General features: G+C 37.7%; 14 protein-coding genes and 1 riboswitch. Of the genes, 7 read left to right on the forward strand and 7 right to left on the reverse strand.

Features of this window, described 5'->3' with window-relative positions:
- Window positions 1–150: 150 nt before the first annotated feature.
- Window positions 151–1,911 carry a phosphomethylpyrimidine synthase ThiC gene (gene thiC / locus C564_RS0109480; protein WP_018765150.1) on the reverse strand — a complete coding sequence of 587 codons (1,761 nt, stop codon included), beginning with the start codon at window positions 1,909–1,911 and terminating at the stop codon, window positions 151–153.
- A 266-nt stretch (window positions 1,912–2,177) separates the two neighbouring features.
- A riboswitch (TPP riboswitch) is annotated at window positions 2,178–2,293 on the reverse strand.
- Window positions 2,294–2,764: 471 nt separating this feature from the next.
- Here thiC and C564_RS0109490 point away from each other — a divergent pair.
- A complete protein-coding gene (locus C564_RS0109490) occupies window positions 2,765–2,947 on the forward strand; it encodes a hypothetical protein (RefSeq protein WP_003205080.1) in 183 nt (60 codons plus the stop codon).
- A 115-nt stretch (window positions 2,948–3,062) separates the two neighbouring features.
- Here C564_RS0109490 and C564_RS0109495 read toward each other — a convergent pair whose 3' ends face one another.
- From C564_RS0109495 to C564_RS0109510, 3 genes are all read right to left on the reverse strand, one after another.
- Window positions 3,063–4,721 (reverse strand): lactate permease LctP family transporter, encoded by a 1,659-nt coding sequence (locus C564_RS0109495; protein WP_018765152.1) that lies wholly within the window; start codon window positions 4,719–4,721, stop codon window positions 3,063–3,065.
- A 382-nt stretch (window positions 4,722–5,103) separates the two neighbouring features.
- A complete protein-coding gene (locus tag C564_RS0109505; RefSeq protein WP_003209033.1) occupies window positions 5,104–5,598 on the reverse strand; it encodes a metal-binding protein in 495 nt (164 codons plus the stop codon).
- A gap of 50 nt (window positions 5,599–5,648) precedes the next feature.
- Window positions 5,649–6,014: a YkvA family protein gene (locus tag C564_RS0109510; RefSeq protein ID WP_016112579.1), complete on the reverse strand. Its 366-nt coding sequence runs from the start codon at window positions 6,012–6,014 to the stop codon at window positions 5,649–5,651.
- A gap of 923 nt (window positions 6,015–6,937) precedes the next feature.
- Here C564_RS0109510 and C564_RS0109525 point away from each other — a divergent pair.
- The 4 genes from C564_RS0109525 (at window position 6,938) to C564_RS0109545 (ending at window position 13,841) form a co-directional block, all read left to right on the forward strand.
- A complete protein-coding gene (locus C564_RS0109525; protein ID WP_018765155.1) occupies window positions 6,938–8,866 on the forward strand; it encodes an LTA synthase family protein in 1,929 nt (642 codons plus the stop codon).
- 430 nt (window positions 8,867–9,296) lie between these two features.
- Window positions 9,297–10,181: a D-amino-acid transaminase gene (locus tag C564_RS0109530; RefSeq protein WP_033794788.1), complete on the forward strand. Its 885-nt coding sequence runs from the start codon at window positions 9,297–9,299 to the stop codon at window positions 10,179–10,181.
- 210 nt (window positions 10,182–10,391) lie between these two features.
- Window positions 10,392–12,110 carry a C40 family peptidase gene (locus tag C564_RS0109535; RefSeq protein WP_018765157.1) on the forward strand — a complete coding sequence of 573 codons (1,719 nt, stop codon included), beginning with the start codon at window positions 10,392–10,394 and terminating at the stop codon, window positions 12,108–12,110.
- A gap of 519 nt (window positions 12,111–12,629) precedes the next feature.
- Window positions 12,630–13,841 carry a NupC/NupG family nucleoside CNT transporter gene (locus C564_RS0109545; RefSeq protein WP_018765159.1) on the forward strand — a complete coding sequence of 404 codons (1,212 nt, stop codon included), beginning with the start codon at window positions 12,630–12,632 and terminating at the stop codon, window positions 13,839–13,841.
- 355 nt (window positions 13,842–14,196) lie between these two features.
- Here C564_RS0109545 and C564_RS38020 read toward each other — a convergent pair whose 3' ends face one another.
- Window positions 14,197–14,331 (reverse strand): hypothetical protein, encoded by a 135-nt coding sequence (locus C564_RS38020; protein WP_003205060.1) that lies wholly within the window; start codon window positions 14,329–14,331, stop codon window positions 14,197–14,199.
- 254 nt (window positions 14,332–14,585) lie between these two features.
- A complete protein-coding gene (gene opuD, locus C564_RS0109555; protein WP_006097495.1) occupies window positions 14,586–16,100 on the reverse strand; it encodes a glycine betaine transporter OpuD in 1,515 nt (504 codons plus the stop codon).
- Window positions 16,101–16,757: 657 nt separating this feature from the next.
- On the opposite strand from opuD, the gene C564_RS0109560 reads away from it, so the two are divergent.
- Both C564_RS0109560 and C564_RS0109565 read left to right on the forward strand, forming a co-directional pair.
- Window positions 16,758–17,654 (forward strand): cell wall-binding protein EntA, encoded by an 897-nt coding sequence (locus C564_RS0109560; RefSeq protein ID WP_269210848.1) that lies wholly within the window; start codon window positions 16,758–16,760, stop codon window positions 17,652–17,654.
- A gap of 244 nt (window positions 17,655–17,898) precedes the next feature.
- Window positions 17,899–18,192 (forward strand): DUF3910 family protein, encoded by a 294-nt coding sequence (locus tag C564_RS0109565; RefSeq protein WP_006096935.1) that lies wholly within the window; start codon window positions 17,899–17,901, stop codon window positions 18,190–18,192.
- Between the two features lie 58 nt (window positions 18,193–18,250).
- Here C564_RS0109565 and C564_RS0109570 read toward each other — a convergent pair whose 3' ends face one another.
- Window positions 18,251–19,630, reverse strand: a complete 1,380-nt coding sequence (locus C564_RS0109570; RefSeq protein ID WP_018765161.1) for a zinc ribbon domain-containing protein — start codon at window positions 19,628–19,630, stop codon at window positions 18,251–18,253.
- Window positions 19,631–19,633: the final 3 nt, after the last annotated feature.

Consider the following 19,633-nt stretch of genomic DNA (forward strand, 5'->3'; position numbering starts at 1 on the left):
AAACAATAGCCTCCTTTGCTACCGTCTTAGCAAAGGAGGCTTCTTCTATATTTAAATTAGATACACGTGATCAATCAAGTTAAAAGGTGTTCGGAAGCCGTACATATCCCCCACTATTTGTGGGCATTCGTACCCCCATCTCAAATCCAATTATTGATATAAGTGACTACCAGCTTCTTTAAATTCTTCTGATTTCTCTTTCATGCCTTTTTCAATTGCTTCTGTTGTTTCTAAATCATTTTCTTTTGCATATTCACGAATGTCATGTGAAATTCTCATACTACAGAACTTCGGACCACACATGGAACAGAAATGAGCTGTTTTTGCTCCTTCTGCTGGTAATGTTTCATCGTGGAAATCCATTGCCCGTTCAGGATCTAACGATAGGTTAAATTGATCGCGCCAGCGGAATTCAAAACGCGCTTTTGAAAGAGCATCATCACGCTGCTGCGCTGTTTTGTGTCCTTTCGCAAGATCAGCCGCATGCGCCGCAATTTTATACGTAATAACCCCTTCACGAACGTCATCTTTGTTCGGTAAGCCTAAATGCTCTTTCGGTGTTACATAACAAAGCATTGCTGTACCAAACCAGCCAATCATCGCTGCACCAATCGCCGATGTAATATGATCATAACCCGGTGCAATATCCGTTGTTAAAGGTCCAAGTGTATAAAATGGTGCGCCTTGGCAAATATCAAGTTCTTTATCCATATTTTCTTTAATTAAATGCATTGGTACATGCCCTGGTCCTTCAATCATAACTTGAACATCATGCTTCCAAGCAATTTTTGTTAACTCACCAAGCGTTTCAAGCTCAGAGAATTGCGCTTCATCATTCGCATCCGCAATCGAACCTGGACGTAATCCATCTCCAAGAGAGAAGGAAACATCATATTGTTTCATAATTTCACAAATTTCTTCAAAGTGAGTGTATAAGAAGTTTTCTTTATGATGAAATAAACACCACTGCGCCATAATAGAACCACCGCGCGAAACAATTCCTGTCGTACGTTTTGCTGTAATTGGAATGTAACGAAGTAGTACACCTGCATGAATTGTAAAGTAATCCACACCTTGCTCCGCTTGTTCAATTAACGTGTCACGGTATACTTCCCAAGTTAAATCTTCAGCAATACCATTTACTTTTTCTAGCGCTTGATAAATCGGCACTGTTCCAACTGGTACAGGAGCATTACGAATAATCCATTCACGAGTCGTATGAATATTTTTCCCTGTTGATAGGTCCATAATTGTATCTGCACCCCAGCGCGTTGCCCATGTCATCTTCTCTACTTCTTCCGCGATAGAAGAAGAAACTGCCGAGTTACCGATATTCGCATTTACTTTCACGTGGAAATTGCGTCCGATAATCATCGGTTCTGCTTCTGGGTGGTTAATGTTTGCTGGTAAAATCGCACGTCCTTCTGCGACTTCTTTACGAACAAACTCAGGCTCTACACCTTCACGAATCGCAACATATTCCATCTCAGATGTAATGATACCGTTACGTGCATAGTGCATTTGCGTTACATTTGCGCCCTTTTTTGCACGAAGTGGTTTACGATCCATCTGCGGGAACACAGGTGTATGCTGAGAAGCAGCCTTCACGCCATCATCTTCCGGTTTAATTTCACGTCCTTCATACTCTTCTACATCTCCACGGTCAACAATCCAAGCACGGCGAGGTGTTGGAATTCCTTTTTCCAGCTCTACTTTGTACTCAGGGTCTGTGTACGGACCACTTGTATCATACACGCGAAGCGGCGGATTTGGTACACCGTTTGTATCACTTTGCTCAATCTCACGCATTGGTACTTTCATACCTTCACGCGGGCCATCCACATAGACTTTCTGACTTCCTGGTAAACTCGACTTCAATTCAATTTGCTCAGCTGAAACAGATTGCTTCATAATTTGTGTTTCCTCCCCTTTATCATTTCAGGCAAATCGAACTTGCTCAGAATCTCGGGCCACCTTCTGGGCAATTCGATTCCCGCTTCAGCAGCTAGAATGGTCGGTGGCTTCGCCTCTTCAGCTGAAGCTCCATCCCCTCCCATTCTGACCGAGCCGCTTTCGCTTTACTTGTGAAAAGGACAAGAACTAGTGACCAGCGCATGCCAAAATAAAAAGAGCCAGGTCCATAGTAAAACAAGGACCTGGCTCATAAAGACATAGTTATGTAAAGCCGTTAACTTCCCTACGCTGGTACGAGCCAGATCAGGTCCAGAGGGTTAAGAAGTTCTCGCACTTCTCTCTCAGCCCACGCTTCTCTTGGGCACCCCTAGTTTATCACTGATTTAATTTTCAATACTTTCCCATCATACACGATAATCAGAAAAATGCAAAGGCATGAAGTACAATTTTTACATGTCGTTTTTTATCTGCTAGTCGATACTCCTTATCGAACCGCTGATAAAGTGAACCTTAATTAGTGGGGTTTTCTTCATCCCCCCACTAATTATTAGCCCGACCAATCGGGCTTTTACAGGCAGTTCATCTCCCATCTAACTTCTTTGTTTCCACTGAATTTTGAGGTGGGGGTCAAAACTTATCCATGTTCAGCTAAAATCAGAACACCTAAAAAGTTAGTCATATTATTTATTCACATATGTAAAGTAAAGTTTAGATCAGGAGTGAAATTATAATGGGTTGTTTGGGATCTATCTTCCGATTTACGTTTTTCGCAATATGTATCATTTTTGTCCTCTGATTTGGAGGCTCGTCAATTATAGCCTTCTTTTCCGCTCTGTTTGGGGGAAGTTGGATGCATTTCTGGACATTATTTTCTATCTGGATTACTGCAAATTACGGAATCGGTTGGCTGTTTGAAGTTCACTGGAAAGATGAGGACGCAGGCGAAGAATTCTTTGCAATTTTCATTCTTTTCATCAGCATACTTATTTATAGAGGGATCAATAAACTTGGGAGGGTATTTATTCGAGGATGAATAGTCTTTCATGCCGTACATAACCATCGGGTTAAGGCTATGTATCATTTTAGGCACAAACAAGCCAGGTACTTTCAGCACCTGGCTTGTTTGTGTTAAGTTGGTGGCTATCTACTTAAGGTATCATCCACGTTAAATAATAGGCTTGTACATATGTCATAATCCCAACAATAACTACAAAGAATATACTATGTTTTACTGTGAAGCGGAATAAGTCAGATTCTTTTCCAGCGAGACCTACTGCTGCACACGCGATCGCAATCGATTGCGGAGAAATCATTTTACCCGTTACACCACCTGTTGTATTCGCAGCAACAAGCAATACTTCTTTCACACCAACTTGCTGTGCTGTAATAGCTTGCAAATTGGAGAATAGCGCGTTTGCCGATGTATCTGATCCTGTTAAGAATACACCGAGCCAGCCAAGGAATGGTGAGAAGAATGGGAATAATCCACCTGTTCCTGCTAATGCTAACGCGAGTGTTGAGGATAAACCAGAATAGTTTGCGATGAATGCGAATCCTAATACTAAACCGATAGATAGAATTGGCATTTTTAATTCTTGTAACGTTTCTGCAAATGTTTCTATAGCTTGTTTTGCACTCATTTTTAAAATAATGATAGAAATGATACAAGCAATTAAAATTGCTGTTCCAGTTGCTGATAAAATATCAAGTTTGAATACTGCCTCATAAGGCGTTGGTTTATTTACAATTGGCTCTGCCTTCATGACTAAATTGTGCAGACCTGGAATTTGAAACTTAAAGACAAGACTTTCTAACGTCCCACCTGGAGCAAATAATGCTTTAAAGAAACTTTGACTCCAAATAACAACCATCACTGTCAAAATAATAAATGGTGACCAAGCCTTTACAACTTTTCCTACTGTTAATTTCGGCATGGATGCAGCCGTCGTTGTTGCCGCTTCAGCATTTGCTTGATTAGATTGATAGATTTCTTTCGGCTGCCATACTTTTAGGAATAATGCTAAACATACTAAGCTGACAAGTGCTGATGTAATATCTGGAAGTTCTGGTCCTAAAAACGTTGCTGTAATAAATTGCGTAATTGCAAAGGAACTACCTGCTACAAGTAATGCAGGCCATGTTTGTTTTATACCTTTGAAGCCATCCATTAAAAATACGATAAAGAATGGAACAAACAATGATAAAAACGGCAATTGGTGTCCAGCCATTTGTCCGATTTTGTGGGGATCAATACCCGTTACTTGCCCCGCAACTGTAATTGGAATTCCCATCGCTCCGAACGCCACCGGTGCTGTATTTGCAATTAAGCAAAGTCCTGCTGCATATAACGGATTTAAACCAAGACCAGCAAGAAGCGCTGCTGTAATTGCTACCGGTGCACCGAATCCTGCTGCCCCTTCCAAAAATGCGCCAAATGAAAAGCCAATTAAAATAACGAGTAAACGATGGTCATTCGTAATCGATAGTACCGATGCACGAATCACATCAAACTGTCCTGTTTTGACAGAAATTTTATATAAAAATACCGACATCACAATAATCCATGCAATTGGCCATAACCCGTATGCAAAGCCATATCCGGTTGCTGCCATCGCCATTATAAACGGCATTTTATACGCAAATAGCGCAACTAAAATTGTTAATACAACTGTAATAAGTCCTGCTACATAGCCCTTCATACGAAAGACTGCTAAAGCCAAGAAAAAAAAGATAATTGGAATAAGTGCTACCGCTGCGGAAATCCAAATGTTACCGAACGGATCGTAAACTTGTGTCCATGTGCCCATTGTCCTCTCCCTTTCTGTAATCCCCTGTTTTAAAATCCTTATAATCCTATCAATAGACTATCCGGTCATCATACCTTTAAGTCCAAAATAAAAAACGTTTAAGAAAACGTTTTCAATTATTGTATTTATACTTTACCATACCATTTTTATTTTAAAAAGATTTTTCTGATTATTTTTTCCATTTTTTCGTTTAATTGCACTTTCTATAAATAGGAAAAAAGTAAGTTTCATTCTTCCCTCATTATTTTAAACAAACGTTTGATTAACAAAAGAAAAGACTGTCACTCTGGCCTATTTCACTTTAAACAAACGTTTGATTAAAAGCCTTATGCCTCGTTCAGCACAACTAAAAAAGAAAAAGCACTCGCAATTCGCAAGTGCCCTACCTTCTTCTTCTTTTCTTCTTTTTTCTCATAAGCTTTTTCCGGCGCGTATTCAATCGATCCGCTATAATATGGAGTGCACTCGCAGCGATAACTCCAATTACAAATGTCGTTAAAGCAACATCATGTTCCTTTGCAATCTCAAGCAACCTTCCGTCTAGCACCATTTTATTTACTATGTATAGGAATGGAGAAAAGACAAGAAGCATATACAATATACGAATGAGATCACCGATTACAAGCGTATGCGTTAAAAAAGAACGATGCGGCATCACACATTGATACGGATACCAAAAAATACGAAGTAATCCCCATTTATTATAGGCGTTACTATGAATATCCAAATCTGGTGTTAAGAAAAACGTGCCGATTAAAAAGCCTATCGCAAAAGTGAGTAAAAAATCAAAATTTGTTAATCCATACGAAACAAGCATAAATAAAACAATCGGAAGAGAAAGTAAGTTTATTTTCGTATGTGTTTTTCCTGATGGCATAGTACACTTCCTCGCTTATGTTTGCCCTGTCAGCACATGACAGTTCTCAGCTATTGATCTAATTTTTGATCGATAAACGATGTGTCTATATCCGAACCAAACCAATCCGCTAATTTCATCTGCGCTTTTTCTTTTACATCTTCATTTACATACATGGATGCTTGCAAAAGTGCAGCTGTTAATGCCCCTAAATCATCCGTATAACCAATTCCAGCTATAAAATCCGGAATCGCATCAATTGGCGCAATAAAGTAAGCAAGTGCTCCGATAATGGTTGCCTTTACTCGTTTTGGAACATCCGGTCTTTGCATAACGTAAAACAGCAATAAACTTGCATAAATAACCGATTGTCCCGCTTGTTTCGCTACATGTTTCACTTTATTCCAAAACGCTTCAACTGAAAATTTTCGTTCCATATAAAGAGCCCCCATATTTTGTTTTTTCACTATACGCAAAAGTAGATGTGCCTTCAAAAAGAAAAAACTAGCCTCATTAGTCAATAAAAAGCTCATCAAATATACACATAACCGATCGATGAAAACTTATTGTAACAGACAACACCAGAAAGAACAAGTGTTCGCAATCATTTCCCGCTATTTACTCTAATTATAATAAGATTTTTCACATATAAATCACGGCTTCGGGAACAAAAGAAGACCTGCTCTCTTCTCCTCCCTTTGTTTTAAACTCATCATGGGGCGAAAAAAGGACCTGACCGTTTCTATGCTCAGGCGGACGCTCTCTCCCACCTAAAAAGAGGGGGTTATACATTAAAATTTCCATCACCAATCAAAATTTTGCTAAATCACTCTTTTTGTTCTTTCACTTATAAGTTGCTTTGCATACAAAATGGACCTACTCTCTCCTTCTCCCTTTGTTTTAAATTCGGCATGGGGCGAAAAAAGGACCTGACCGTTTCTATGCTCAGGCGGACGCTCTCTCCCATCTAAAAAGAAAGGGTTTATATATTTCCTATCAATATTTCTCAATATAAAATGTTCTATTTCTCTTAACATTCTCTTTTATCTTTGTTATATTTTCTAGTTGACGAGCATATAAACCAATGTTAAAGTTTTCTCTGGCAGCAACAACGAAAATACAAAAACTGTAAAATGTTATAGTGTTTCTAAGAATTGAATTTTGTTGTATAATACAGAAATGACGTTATGCTTATGGATCAACAAAAGAAATGGCAGGAAACCAAAAGGGTATGCATAGTTAAAGTCGTATATGGGTGATATAGAAAACCCTGCTCATGGCCAAGAAAACTATGTATTTTTTATTTTAGCATTTTTCTCTCAAAAATCGACCAAGCCTGATAGAGAAAGGGTGGAAATGGATGAAGGAATCTTTAAAATCACAATTTCATAATGTGCGTTTTACTTTGTTCGTCGCTTTGGCCTTATGGCTAAAAACTTACATCATAACGCGTACGAGCTTTGATTTGAAACTTGAATCTTTCATGCAAGAATTTATCTTATTCATTAGTCCATTGGCAACATCATTACTGCTTGTGGGTCTTGCATTATTCGCAAAAGGAAAAAAACGTAATTATATAGCACTTGGAATTGATTTTGTTTTAACAATCGTTCTTGTTGGTAACGTAATGTTCTACGGATTCTACAATGATTTCGTTACTTTACCGGTACTTGGGCAAACGTCCAACTTTGGACAGTTAGGTTCTAGTGTAAAAGAACTACTCAACTACAAAATCATTGTTGCATTTGCTGATATTATTCTTTTCTTCGTTTTATTAAAAAAGAAGAAAGACTTTGCAAAAACGGAGCGTGTGTCACGTCCAATGCGTTCTTTATACTTCGTATCAACGGTTGCTATTTTCTTCGCAAACTTAGGTCTTGCAGAGACTGAGCGTCCGGAACTATTAACGCGTTCATTTGACCGTGTTATGCTCGTGAAAAACTTAGGTTTATATACTCACCAATTATATGATCTTGGCTTACAAGCGAAATCAAGTTCACAAAAAGCATTTGCTGATGGTAGCAAATTACAAGAAACAGAAAACTATGTGAAGACACTCAAAGAGAAACCAGATCCAAATATGTTTGGCGTTGCGAAAGGGAAAAACGTAATCGTCGTTTCTCTTGAATCCTTGCAAACATTCTTAATTGGTGCGACAGTAAATGGTCAAGAAGTTACACCATTCTTAAACCAATTTGCAAAAGAAAGTTATTACTTCGATAACTTCTTCCACCAAACTGGACAAGGAAAAACATCGGATGCTGAATTCTTAGTAGATACATCACTATATCCGTTAGACCGAGGTGCTGTATTCTTTACACATGGTAATAACGAATATACTGCAACACCAGAAATCCTGCGTCAGCAAGGGTATTACACAGCTGTATTCCACGCAAACAACGCAACATTCTGGAACCGTAACATCATGTATCCTGCACTTGGTTACGACCGTTACTATAACGAACTTGACTACAAAATCACACCAGAAACAAAGTTAAACTGGGGATTAAAAGATATTGAGTACTTTAATCAATCCGTGGATATGTTAAAACAAGTGAAGAAGCCATTCTATACTCGCTTCCTTAGTTTAACCAACCACTATCCATTTACTTATGATGACGGTACAAAATTAATCGAACCTTACAACTCTGGTGATGGTGTATTTGACCGTTACATGGTAACAGCTCGTTACTTAGACGAAGCACTGAAAAACTTTATTGAACGTCTAAAAGCAGAAGGTATTTATGATAACTCGGTTATCGTATTCTACGGTGACCACTATGGTATTTCTGAAAACCATAACCGTGCGATGGCACAATTCTTAGGAAAAGAAGAAATTACAACATTTGATCATATGAACTTACAACGTACACCAATGTTCATTCACGTTCCAGGTCAAAAAGAAGGTAAAACAATTTCAAAACCAACAGGTGAAATTGATATTAAACCAACAATTCTAAACTTACTTGGTGTTGATTCAAGCAATGACATTAGCTTCGGTCATGATGTATTCTCACCAGATTATAAATCATTCGTTGTTCTTCGTGATGGAAGTTTTATAACAGAACAATATATATATACAAACAATACATTCTATAACCGCGAAACAGGCGAAATTGTAGAAGTACCGAAAGAAGAAGCTCAAGCGATGATTGATCGGGCGCAAAATGAACTGCACATGTCTGATAAACTCATTGAGGGAGACTTACTTCGCTTCTCCGAAAGCAACAAAATTAAAACGGGCGAAGTAAAAACAATTATTAAAGAAGACAAAAAAGGCGCTGAGTAATCTCAGCGTCTTTTTCTCTACATTAGTATGATAAAATTACACAATCTTCACCAAATATTTACATAAAATTCATGAAACATCTCTATAATAGAATTTGTAAACAGTGTTCTGTTCATTCCTCATGGGGAATAATAGTATCATTTTTGTAACAATTTTCCTGACGTTACCGGGAAGTAACATCCATTGTCTTAGTAAAGCCGTTTGGTTTACTGGTCACCTTTCTAAGCTATACCAAGACAATATCCCTATGAAACAAGCTACCCTCCTTATGCAACATTGTTGCAAGCAACGTTCTATATGAATGTTGCCTTTTTTATTTCTAAAAAGCAGGATTCTCATTTCTCATTTGCGAATTTGTATATGCGAAATACAATAAATTGACGTTTCCATACGGGCTCTCACCACTCATCATTAAAACAATTAAGAAAGGATGGGAAGTAAAATGGCATACGAAAGATTTGTATTATGGAATGACAAAATTATTGATACAAATAACAAACAACCGTACATACAATTAGAAGAACGTGGTTTACAATTTGGAGATGGTGTCTATGAAGTAATTCGTATTTATAAAGGAAACATCCACTTATTAGATCCACATTTAACTCGGTTATACCGTTCAATGGATGAAATAGAACTAACACTACCTTTCTCTAAAGCAGAACTCATTACACTACTTTACAAATTACTCGAAAATAATAACTTCCAAGAAGATGGTACCATCTACCTGCAAGTTTCTCGAGGAGTACAGCATCGTGCGCACGCATTCTCTTTTGATGTAACCCCAACGATTTATGCTTATATCTCAAAAAAAGAACGACCCGCTTTATGGATTGAATACGGAATACGTGCCATATCAGAACCTGATACACGTTGGCTCCGCTGTGATATTAAATCCTTAAATTTATTGCCAAATGTATTGGCTGTCACAAAAGCAGAACGCAAAGGATGTAAAGAGGCCCTTCTCGTTCGTAACGGAATAGTTACAGAGGGTAGTCACTCGAACTTTTTTCTTGTAAAAAACGGGATCCTTTATACCCACCCTGCTAATCACCTAATCCTAAACGGGATTATTCGTCAATATATTCTTTCCTTAGCCCATAAACTACAGATTCCTGTTCAAGAAGAATTATTCAGTATTCGTGATGTCTATAACGCTGACGAGTGCTTTTTTACAGGAACAACTGTAGAAGTGCTGCCTATGACACATCTTGATGGAACTGCCATCCAAAATGGTCAAGTTGGGCCAATCACCAAACTACTACAAAAAACATTTGTCCAAAGTTTTTCAACTTCTAATATTTCATTACCTTAAACGCGAACGTTTTAAGTTCAACAACAAAACAACGTATGTATTTTCGTTCAAAATCAAGGTGGAGCATGCACCTTGATTTTTTTTCGTAATATTTTTGACATATTCAGATTCCCGCATAAGCCTTGACAGTAATCGACATGCCTTTTAGAATTTTTAACAGTTGGTAAATATTTCATCACTACATTACAGACAGAAAGGAATCGACAAAACATGAAAAAATATCTTGCCGGTCTTGCGGCAGTGTCTGTAGCAGGAGGAGCAGCCCCGACATTAGATAGCGTTCAAGCTGCCCCTGAAAATACACAAAAGCCTGCTACACAAACTGTTCAAGCTGCACCACAAAACAATTCAAACTACACAGTTACTGCTGACGTATTACACGTTCGTTCAGGAGCTAGCACTTCTCACGACATCATCTCTCGCGTATATGAGGGTCAAACATTAAACGTAATCGGTGAAGAAAACGGTTGGGTTAAAATTAACCATAATGGTAAAACTGGTTACGTTAGTGGACAATTCGTATCAAAAAATGGTACAACACCAAACGTAAGCACAGGTGGCAAAAACAAAGTTACTGCTGATGTATTGCGTGTTCGCACAAGCCCAAATACTTCTAGTTCCATTATGGGACGTGTATATGAAGGACAAACATTGCAAGTTATTAGCATAGAAAACGGATGGGTTAAAATTAACCATAACGGCAAAACTGGTTACGTTAGTGGACAATTCATATCTGGCATTTCTTCAAACGCTGGTTCTTCAAATAACAACAATGTTCAAGCAGCAAGCGGAAACTATACAGTAAATGTATCTTCTCTTCGCGTCCGTACAGGCCCTAGCGCTTCTCATACAGTTTTAGGATCTGTTCATAAAGGACAAGTTGTACAAGTTGTTGGCGAAGTTCAAGATTGGTTCAAAATTAACTATGCTGGACAAACTGCTTACCTTAGCAAGGACTACGTAACAAAAGGTGGTTCTAGTAACGATGTTGTCCAAGGTAATGATCAACAACAAGAAATCAATAATAATGTAACTGTTCAAACTGGCGGTACTTATGTTGTTAATACAACATCATTACGTGTTCGTACAGGCCCAGCTACATACCACGGTGTACTTGGTGGCGTATTAAACGGTCAAACATTAAATGTAACTGGTGTAGAAAATGGTTGGTACAAAATTAATCATCACGGTAAAACTGGCTATGTAAGTAGCGAATTTGTGAAATTTGTTAAAGGTGGCACAACGACACCGGAACAACCAAACCAGCCTGAGCAACCACAAACATCTGTTGGTGAATACTACATTAATGCGGCAGCATTAAATGTACGTAGCGGCGAAGGTACAAATTACAGCGTAATCGGTGCTCTTCCACAAGGTCAAAAAGTACAAGTTATTTCTGAACATTATGGATGGAGTAAAATTAACTACAACGGTCGCACTGGCTATGTAGGAACTCGTTTCCTATCTAAAACACCAGTCGGTGGCGCTGTAGACAATAAACCTAACAACAGTAACAATAACAACAACCAAAATAATAATAATAATAATAACGCAGGCAACACAAGTGGTAATACATCATCTATTCTTGCATATGCAAAATCAATGCAAGGCGTACCATATGTATGGGGTGGCACTTCTGCTAATGGTGTTGACTGCAGTGGTTACATTTTCCACGTATTTAACAAATTCGGTCACAACATTAGCCGTCAAACTGTAGCAGGATATTGGAGCAGTCTACCAAAAACTTCAAATCCACAACCAGGCGATTTAATCTATTTCCAAAACACTTATAAGCCAGGTCCTTCTCACATGGGTATCTACCTTGGCGGCGGATCATTTATTCAAGCTGGTGACAACGGAGTTAAAATTGTTTCAATGAATAACTCTTACTGGAGCAGCCACTTCTTAGGATATACAAAAGCACCTTAAGTCATAGTTTCAGAGTCTTCTAGATTATTAGAAGACTCTTTTTATATAAATCCTTTTTGATTTTTCACATATAAGTCGCTGCTACGAAGAACAAAAGGTGACCTGCTCTCTTTTTCTCTTTTTCTCCTTTTGTTTTCAATTCGACACTGGGCAAAAAAAGGCCCTGATCGCTTCTATCCATGGTCGGATGCTCTCTCCCTACCTATAAAAGAAAAGTCTTTATCATTTTTTCAATTCATATTGCTACAAATATGTTTCTCTCCTCTTATTTCATACACTGTATTCTATAAAAACAGCTCATAACGTTATAATAATGAATATATTCCCCTGAAATAACATAACCTAATCTCTATAAGATTAATATGTGTTTTCTTAAATAATTTTCTTTCTATTTAAACTTTTCAATAGACGTTTGACCTCTGATGTCCGGTATGATACGTTACTTAAGATGTTATTTTCGTTGAGTATAGACATCTGTTATGTATACTTTTTTACTATGAGAGAGGAGATTTACACTACATGAATGTTTTATGGGGAATTGGCGGCGTGATTGGAGTTTTAGCAATTGCTTTCTTATTATCTTCCAACCGCAAAGCTATTAATTGGCGTACGATTTTAATCGCGCTAGCATTACAAATTACATTTTCATTTATTGTATTACGTTGGGATGCCGGAAAAGCTGGCTTAAAAGTTGCTTCTGACGGCGTTCAAGGCTTAATCAATTTTTCTTATGAGGGAATTAAATTCGTCGTTGGGGATTTAGTAAACCCAAAAGGTCCTTGGGGCTTCGTCTTCGTAATTCAAGCACTACTTCCAATTGTATTTATTAGTTCATTAGTAGCAATCTTATATTATTTGGGTATTATGCAAAAATTCGTTAGTATCGTTGGTGGTGCATTAAGCAAACTTCTTGGCACTTCTAAAGCAGAAAGTTTAAATGCAGTAACAACTGTTTTCTTAGGACAAACAGAAGCACCAATTTTAATTAAACCGTACTTAACTCGTCTAACAAACAGTGAATTCTTCACAATTATGGTAAGCGGTATGACGGCCGTTGCAGGATCAGTTCTTGTTGGTTATGCAGCGATGGGAATTCCGCTAGAGCACTTATTAGCAGCAGCAATTATGGCAGCACCATCAAGCTTATTAATTGCAAAACTAATTATGCCAGAAACAGAAAAACCGGATAACAATGTACAACTTTCTACAGAGCGTGAAGATGCTAACGTTATCGATGCAGCAGCACGCGGTGCATCTGAAGGTATGCAGCTTGTTATTAACGTTGCAGCAATGTTAATGGCGTTCATCGCATTAATCGCTGTATTAAACGGCCTATTAGGATGGGTTGGATCTTGGTTCCATATTAAACTTAGCCTTGATTTAATCTTTGGATATATTCTATCTCCATTTGCTATCCTAATCGGTGTTTCACCAAACGAAGCTGTACAAGCAGCTAGCTTTATCGGACAAAAACTTGCAATCAACGAATTCGTTGCATATGCAAACTTAGGTCCACACATGTCAGAGCTGTCTGATAAAACAAATATGATTTTAACATTTGCAATCTGTGGCTTTGCAAACTTCTCTTCTATCGCAATTCAATTAGGTGTAACAGGGACACTTGCTCCTTCTCGCCGTAAACAAATTGCACAGTTAGGGATTAAAGCAGTAATCGCTGGTACACTAGCGAACTTCTTAAATGCAGCAGTTGCAGGTATGATGTTCTTATAATAAAAATCGAGCTGATCCGAATTTTCGGGTCAGCTTTTTTTATGAATGTATTTCACATACGCCCAGCTCTTTACGTACCTATTTATCAGAAGCCTCTTCCTATACTTACGCGCTAAAAATAAAAAACAAATTATCGGATGGGACAAGACAGTCAGGTTTAAAAAGTAAAAGTGGCAGCGGCTCGTTCAAAATTAAACAAACGTTTGATTAAAAAAACAAGCACAGAGCGCCGTATGCTCTGTGCTTATTTTTACTTTAAATCTATATATCGGACAATACCCCTTAGTCGAAAGTAATTTTCACGTCCATCCCCCAACGAACGATCTACTTTCATTTATATACGAAAAAGTGACTGCTATTTTTGTAAAACCAATTGCTTCTCTTGCTGTTCTTTAGACACTTCAGTCTTTGGTTCCGTGTTTTCTTGGACACTACGATGTGCCACACGTTTCAAACAAATATGCTTCCACTTTCTTTCGTAACGCTTCATTATTCTAGTTGTCCCCCTTGAATACGCTTGAAAACCATTTGAAATCGCTTACAGGAAATAATATAGCACATATACGCAAAAGTGACAACACATTTCCGACAAATTTTTGTCAAAAATATGGATTACTTTTGACAATATATCGGCGGTTCGACACAACTTATCGACCATTCGACGACCTGCGACAACTGCTAATCAATAGGAATTCGCACAACCTATCAAAAAAGAGCTGATTCAAAATCAGCTCTTTCCTTCTATTATTTATGGTGATGACGAACTTCCTTCTGTAATTCTTTAAATAGGGAAGCAGCCATAAAGAAGATAACAAATACAAACGGGAATGCTGCGATAATCGAAGCAGTTTGCAATGCCTCTAATCCACCTACATATAATAAAATCGCTGCCAATGCTGCTTGAACAAGACCCCAAACCAGTTTAATACGATTTGGTGGATTTAAACTACCATTTGTCGTTAACATACCAAGAACAAATGTCGCAGAGTCTGCTGAAGTAATAAAGAATGTTGAAATCAGTAAAATCGCAAGAACAGATAAAACTGGTCCTATGCTGCCCATATGATCTAACATAGCGAATAATCCAATTTCTGTGCCCATCTCTTTAATTTGTCCATAAATATTTGCTCCATCAAACATCTCCATGTGAATACCTGTTCCTCCAAATACAGAGAACCAAAGCGCACCAATAATTGTTGGAACGAGCAACACACCAATAACAAACTCACGAATCGTACGTCCACGTGAAATACGGGCAATGAATGTACCAACGAATGGGGACCATGCAATCCACCATGCCCAGTAAAATATCGTCCATGATTGAATCCATTGGTTACCACCCTCATTTAATGGGCTTAAACGGAAGCTCATACTTGGCAACTCTTGAATGTACGAACCGATTGTAGAAGTAAAGTAATTCATAATAAAGTTCGTTGGACCTGCAAATAATAAGATTGCCATAAGTGCAAAGGCTAAAATAATATTTATATTACTTAAATATTTAATCCCTTTATCTAATCCTGTTTGTGCAGATAACATATATAGGACCGTTACTACCCCAATAATAACTAACTGCGTTGTTAATGAGTTTGGAATAGATGTTAAGTAACTAACGCCACCTGCAATTTGTTTTGCTCCAAGTCCTAATGAAGTTGCAACACCGAATACTGTCGCAAATACAGCTAATACGTCAAACGTATGTGCGATCCGTCCGTGCTCACCACTCTTAAATAAAGAACCAACTGTTGCACTAATTGTACTTGGTTTCCCTTTTCGGAACGTAAAATAAGCAATACAAAGTGCTACAAGTGCATACAGACCCCATGGATGTAATCCCCAATGGAAGAATGAAAAACGAAGTGCAAGACGTGCACTCTCTTCTGTTGCACTCTCTCCAAATGGCGGTGTGTATAAATGATTTAATGGTTCCGCAACTCCCCAGAAAATCAAACCGATTCCCATGCCGGCACTAAAGAGCATAGCGAACCAGGTCATATAACTATAATCAGGCTTATCATCATCTTTCCCTAAACGGATCGAACCATATTTTGAAAAGATTAAAAAGATAGCTAAACCTAAGAAAACAGAAACAGAAATGATATAGAACCAACCAAATTTACTAACTAATGCAGTTTGAATTGCAGTAGTCACATTTCCTAAATTACCTTTTCCGATTATAGATTCGGGAATAATCCCCCAAATTGTAAATGCAATACATAATGTTAATGAGACAATAAATGTTTTTGTCAGTTTCCTCATAAAATCCCCCTTTTGTAGGTTTCTTTTTTTCGTAAAATGACTCTAATTCCGATATGTTAAATCGGATAAAGTGAAATATTTCTTGCGGTGATTTTCTTTCAGCTCTCTAAAATCAGCCTTCACCAATTAGAATTCTTATGGACAGTTGAGCCTCCATATAACCGTTCGGATTATAAAATGGAGATGCTACCGCCAAATCGTGCGAGATAGATGCGGATGGGAGTGTGTTTCCCAAAAAAAGGTGTGTTACAGTTGGAAAAAAGCCAAATTTACGGATAGCAGTTCTTTCTTTTTGTAACAATTATGCGGTTGTTTTTGTAAGGATATAGCACTTCTTTGTGAATACACAAACAAATTATTTATGTTTATATAACTATTTTAGTCACAAATCGACGAATTACTCAAGGATTGTAACCATCTAGTAACCGTATCGTAATAACTGCGTAACATTATTATCTCAGTTGAAAAATATCCTCTATGCTATAAGTAATAGAGATATCTATCAAACCTCCTAAAAACACGGAATGAAAACCGCTTTCTATTATTTCTTTCTATATTACAGAGTATTAATGATTTGTTACGAATGGTTTGTAATTGTGTGATTTCCCAAATTCCGAAAAAAACTGTTGCTATAATGAGGACACGAAAACAAACGCAATGGAGGCTATCATGAAAAAATTAATTGGTATAGCAACGGCAGCAGTTTTTGGTCTTGGGATTTTCACTACTTCTGCAAAAGCAGAAACTGTTGTAACAACAGACGTATTAAATGTACGCGAGAACCCAAATACTGAATCACAAGTTGTAGGCAAATTATTAAATGGTCATAAATTAGATGTTACAAATACAGAAAACGGATGGTCAAAAATCAAATTAGATGGTAAAGACGCATTCGTAAACGCAGAATTTACAAAAAGCATCTATTACGTAACAGCAAACGTATTAAATGTACGTGCTGAAGCAAACACAAACTCAGAAGTTCTTGGTACGCTTAAGAAAGACGATATGATCGAAACAACGAACCAAGTACAAAATGAGTGGTTACAATTCGAATATAATGGGAAAACGGCTTACGTTCATGTTCCTTTCTTAACAGGTACAGCACCTGTTATTGAAAAACAAGAAACGCCTGCTCCTGCTCAAGCTGCAGCACCTGCTAAAGCAGAAGCAAAAGCACCAGCAGCACAAGAAAAACCAGCTGCTAAACCTGCTGTCAAAGCAGCAGAAACAAACACTCCTTCTGGTGGTCGTGAACTAACAGTTGAAGCTACAGCGTATACAGCTCATCCGAGCGAAAATGGCGGCACATACGGCGGCCGTGTATTAACTGCAATGGGTCATGACCTAACAGCGAATCCAAACATGAAGATGATTGCTGTTGACCCGAAAGTGATTCCACTTGGATCAAAAGTATGGGTAGAAGGTTACGGAGAAGCAATCGCTGGTGACACTGGCGGCGCAATTAAAGGTAACCGTATCGACGTTCTAGTTGGCTCTGATTCAGCTGCTAACAAATGGGGACGTAAATCCGTTAAAGTGAAAATTTTAAAATAACCAATGACTGCTAAAAATTCAGCCAGTTCTCATATATTGAGAGCTGGCTTTTACTTTTTTATATAAACACAAATGAAAAAACATCCTTTTTTAGGTGGGAGAGAGCTGCCGCCCATGGAAAGAAGCGGTCAGGGCCTTTTTTAACCCCATGCAAAGTAAAAACGGGCGCAAGTCTCCTAGCAGCGACTTATATGTTGGAAAACCAAAATGGATATATATATAATGACGATAAGGAGGCTATACCATGAACCCACATGCAAAAATAGACTGGATCGGCACACCGAAGCCATACATCTACAAAGATGATGTAACATACGACGGGGCTACAATTGATTTTTCACTTGAACATGATGACAATCGCTATAAGCTGATTGTGCTCAAGCACGATCAATCCGTTCAATATAAATTTGTGCAATACGGCACAAAACCGGGATCACAAAAACCATTTCCAATTGATATACCCTTTCAAGAAGAAATGCTTCCGTTAGTAGAAAGAATTCTACAAGATCCATATGTACAAGCTTGTCGTATTTTGTAGAGAAGTCGATATATCAAAAAAAGACTACCTCTTTGTAAAGAGATAGTCTTTTCACATTTTAATGCGTTGGGCCAGATACGTCTTCTGTTTTCAATGTATTATTCGCACTGATTGAATGATACAATAGTTTCCCATCCGGATTTACTGTAACGATATGTTCATTGCTAAAGCTCTTAAACTTTACAGATCCATCACCATAGCGAATATTGTATTCTTCATATGTCGTTACTTTATATTTCGTAGAACTTTGACGTTCAACATTACGGACTTCAAATTTTAATAAATCCTCAGTAATTCCTTTTTTCTTTAAATATTGCAGATAATCACGGTCTTCTTTATATGATTTCCCGCTCTTATCATAGTCATTTTCAATTAGACTAAAGTCATTTAAAGAAATAGCGCGCACGTTGTTATAAATATGAGTGCGAACAAAGTCACCAACTGCCGTATCCGATGTTTGTTTTGGGAATTTTAAATAATAGGAGCTCTCCTCATCACCAATTTTTACGCTTTCGGTTTTCACAACACCAAAATCAGTTTGTTTCTCTAAATGAACTTCGACCGTCCCATCTGTTGGTACTGGTCCGAGCTTATAGCTTCCATACTCTAGTTTCCCACGTTTTTTACCATTTACAAAGACATTAGCGCTATTTTCGTCAGAAGAGATTTTAACATATTTTCCTTCAAGTGGTAATTTTACATCCACTTTCCCTTCTTTTTCTCCAGCTAGCTCAACTTCCTTTTCCGTTTCTAGTTCAGTAAGCTCTGCCTTCGCCTTTGCTTTTACAACATACGTCCCAGGGAAATAAGGTCCGACTTCTTTAGAAAATTTTCCGCTAGAAATATCAGCCGTTTTTTTATCATTTACATATACTTCTGCATTTTTTGCAGTTGTGCTGACCGTCATAAAATACGACTTAATGCTGAACTTATATTTTGGATATAAGAACCACTCTTTTCCATCCTCTACAATTTGTCCGTCCACAAAGCTTTCTTTGTTAACGAGCTTTGTATCTACCGTTTGCTTTTGTAAGTAAGATAACAATTCTTTATTGTACGAAGGACTATCCTTTAAATAACGTAAATAAGATTTAATATCTTCTGTTTTAATTTTCAAACCTGGGTCATCCGATTTTATAAGAGAATCAATTGTATTTATATCTTTTTTATTGAAAGCATCAATTAATGCATTGATTTGCTTTTCTTTCGAGAATTTATATGCCCCGAATTTATATGCTCCAAATAGTAAAGCAGCGAGTACGACGAATACAATGAGGAGTACAATATTTTTCTTGCTCTTCTTTGGTTGCATTTCCCTCTGTACATCTGCTCTCGAAGCCGCTACATTTTCTTCAATCACTTCTACTTTACTTCCGCATTCAGAACAAAAATTTAAGTAATCTGCGACTTGTTTTTTACATGTTCCACAAAACTTCACGAT

The organism is Bacillus sp. 105MF, assembly GCF_000374885.1.
Lineage (GTDB): Bacteria > Bacillota > Bacilli > Bacillales > Bacillaceae_G > Bacillus_A > Bacillus_A pseudomycoides.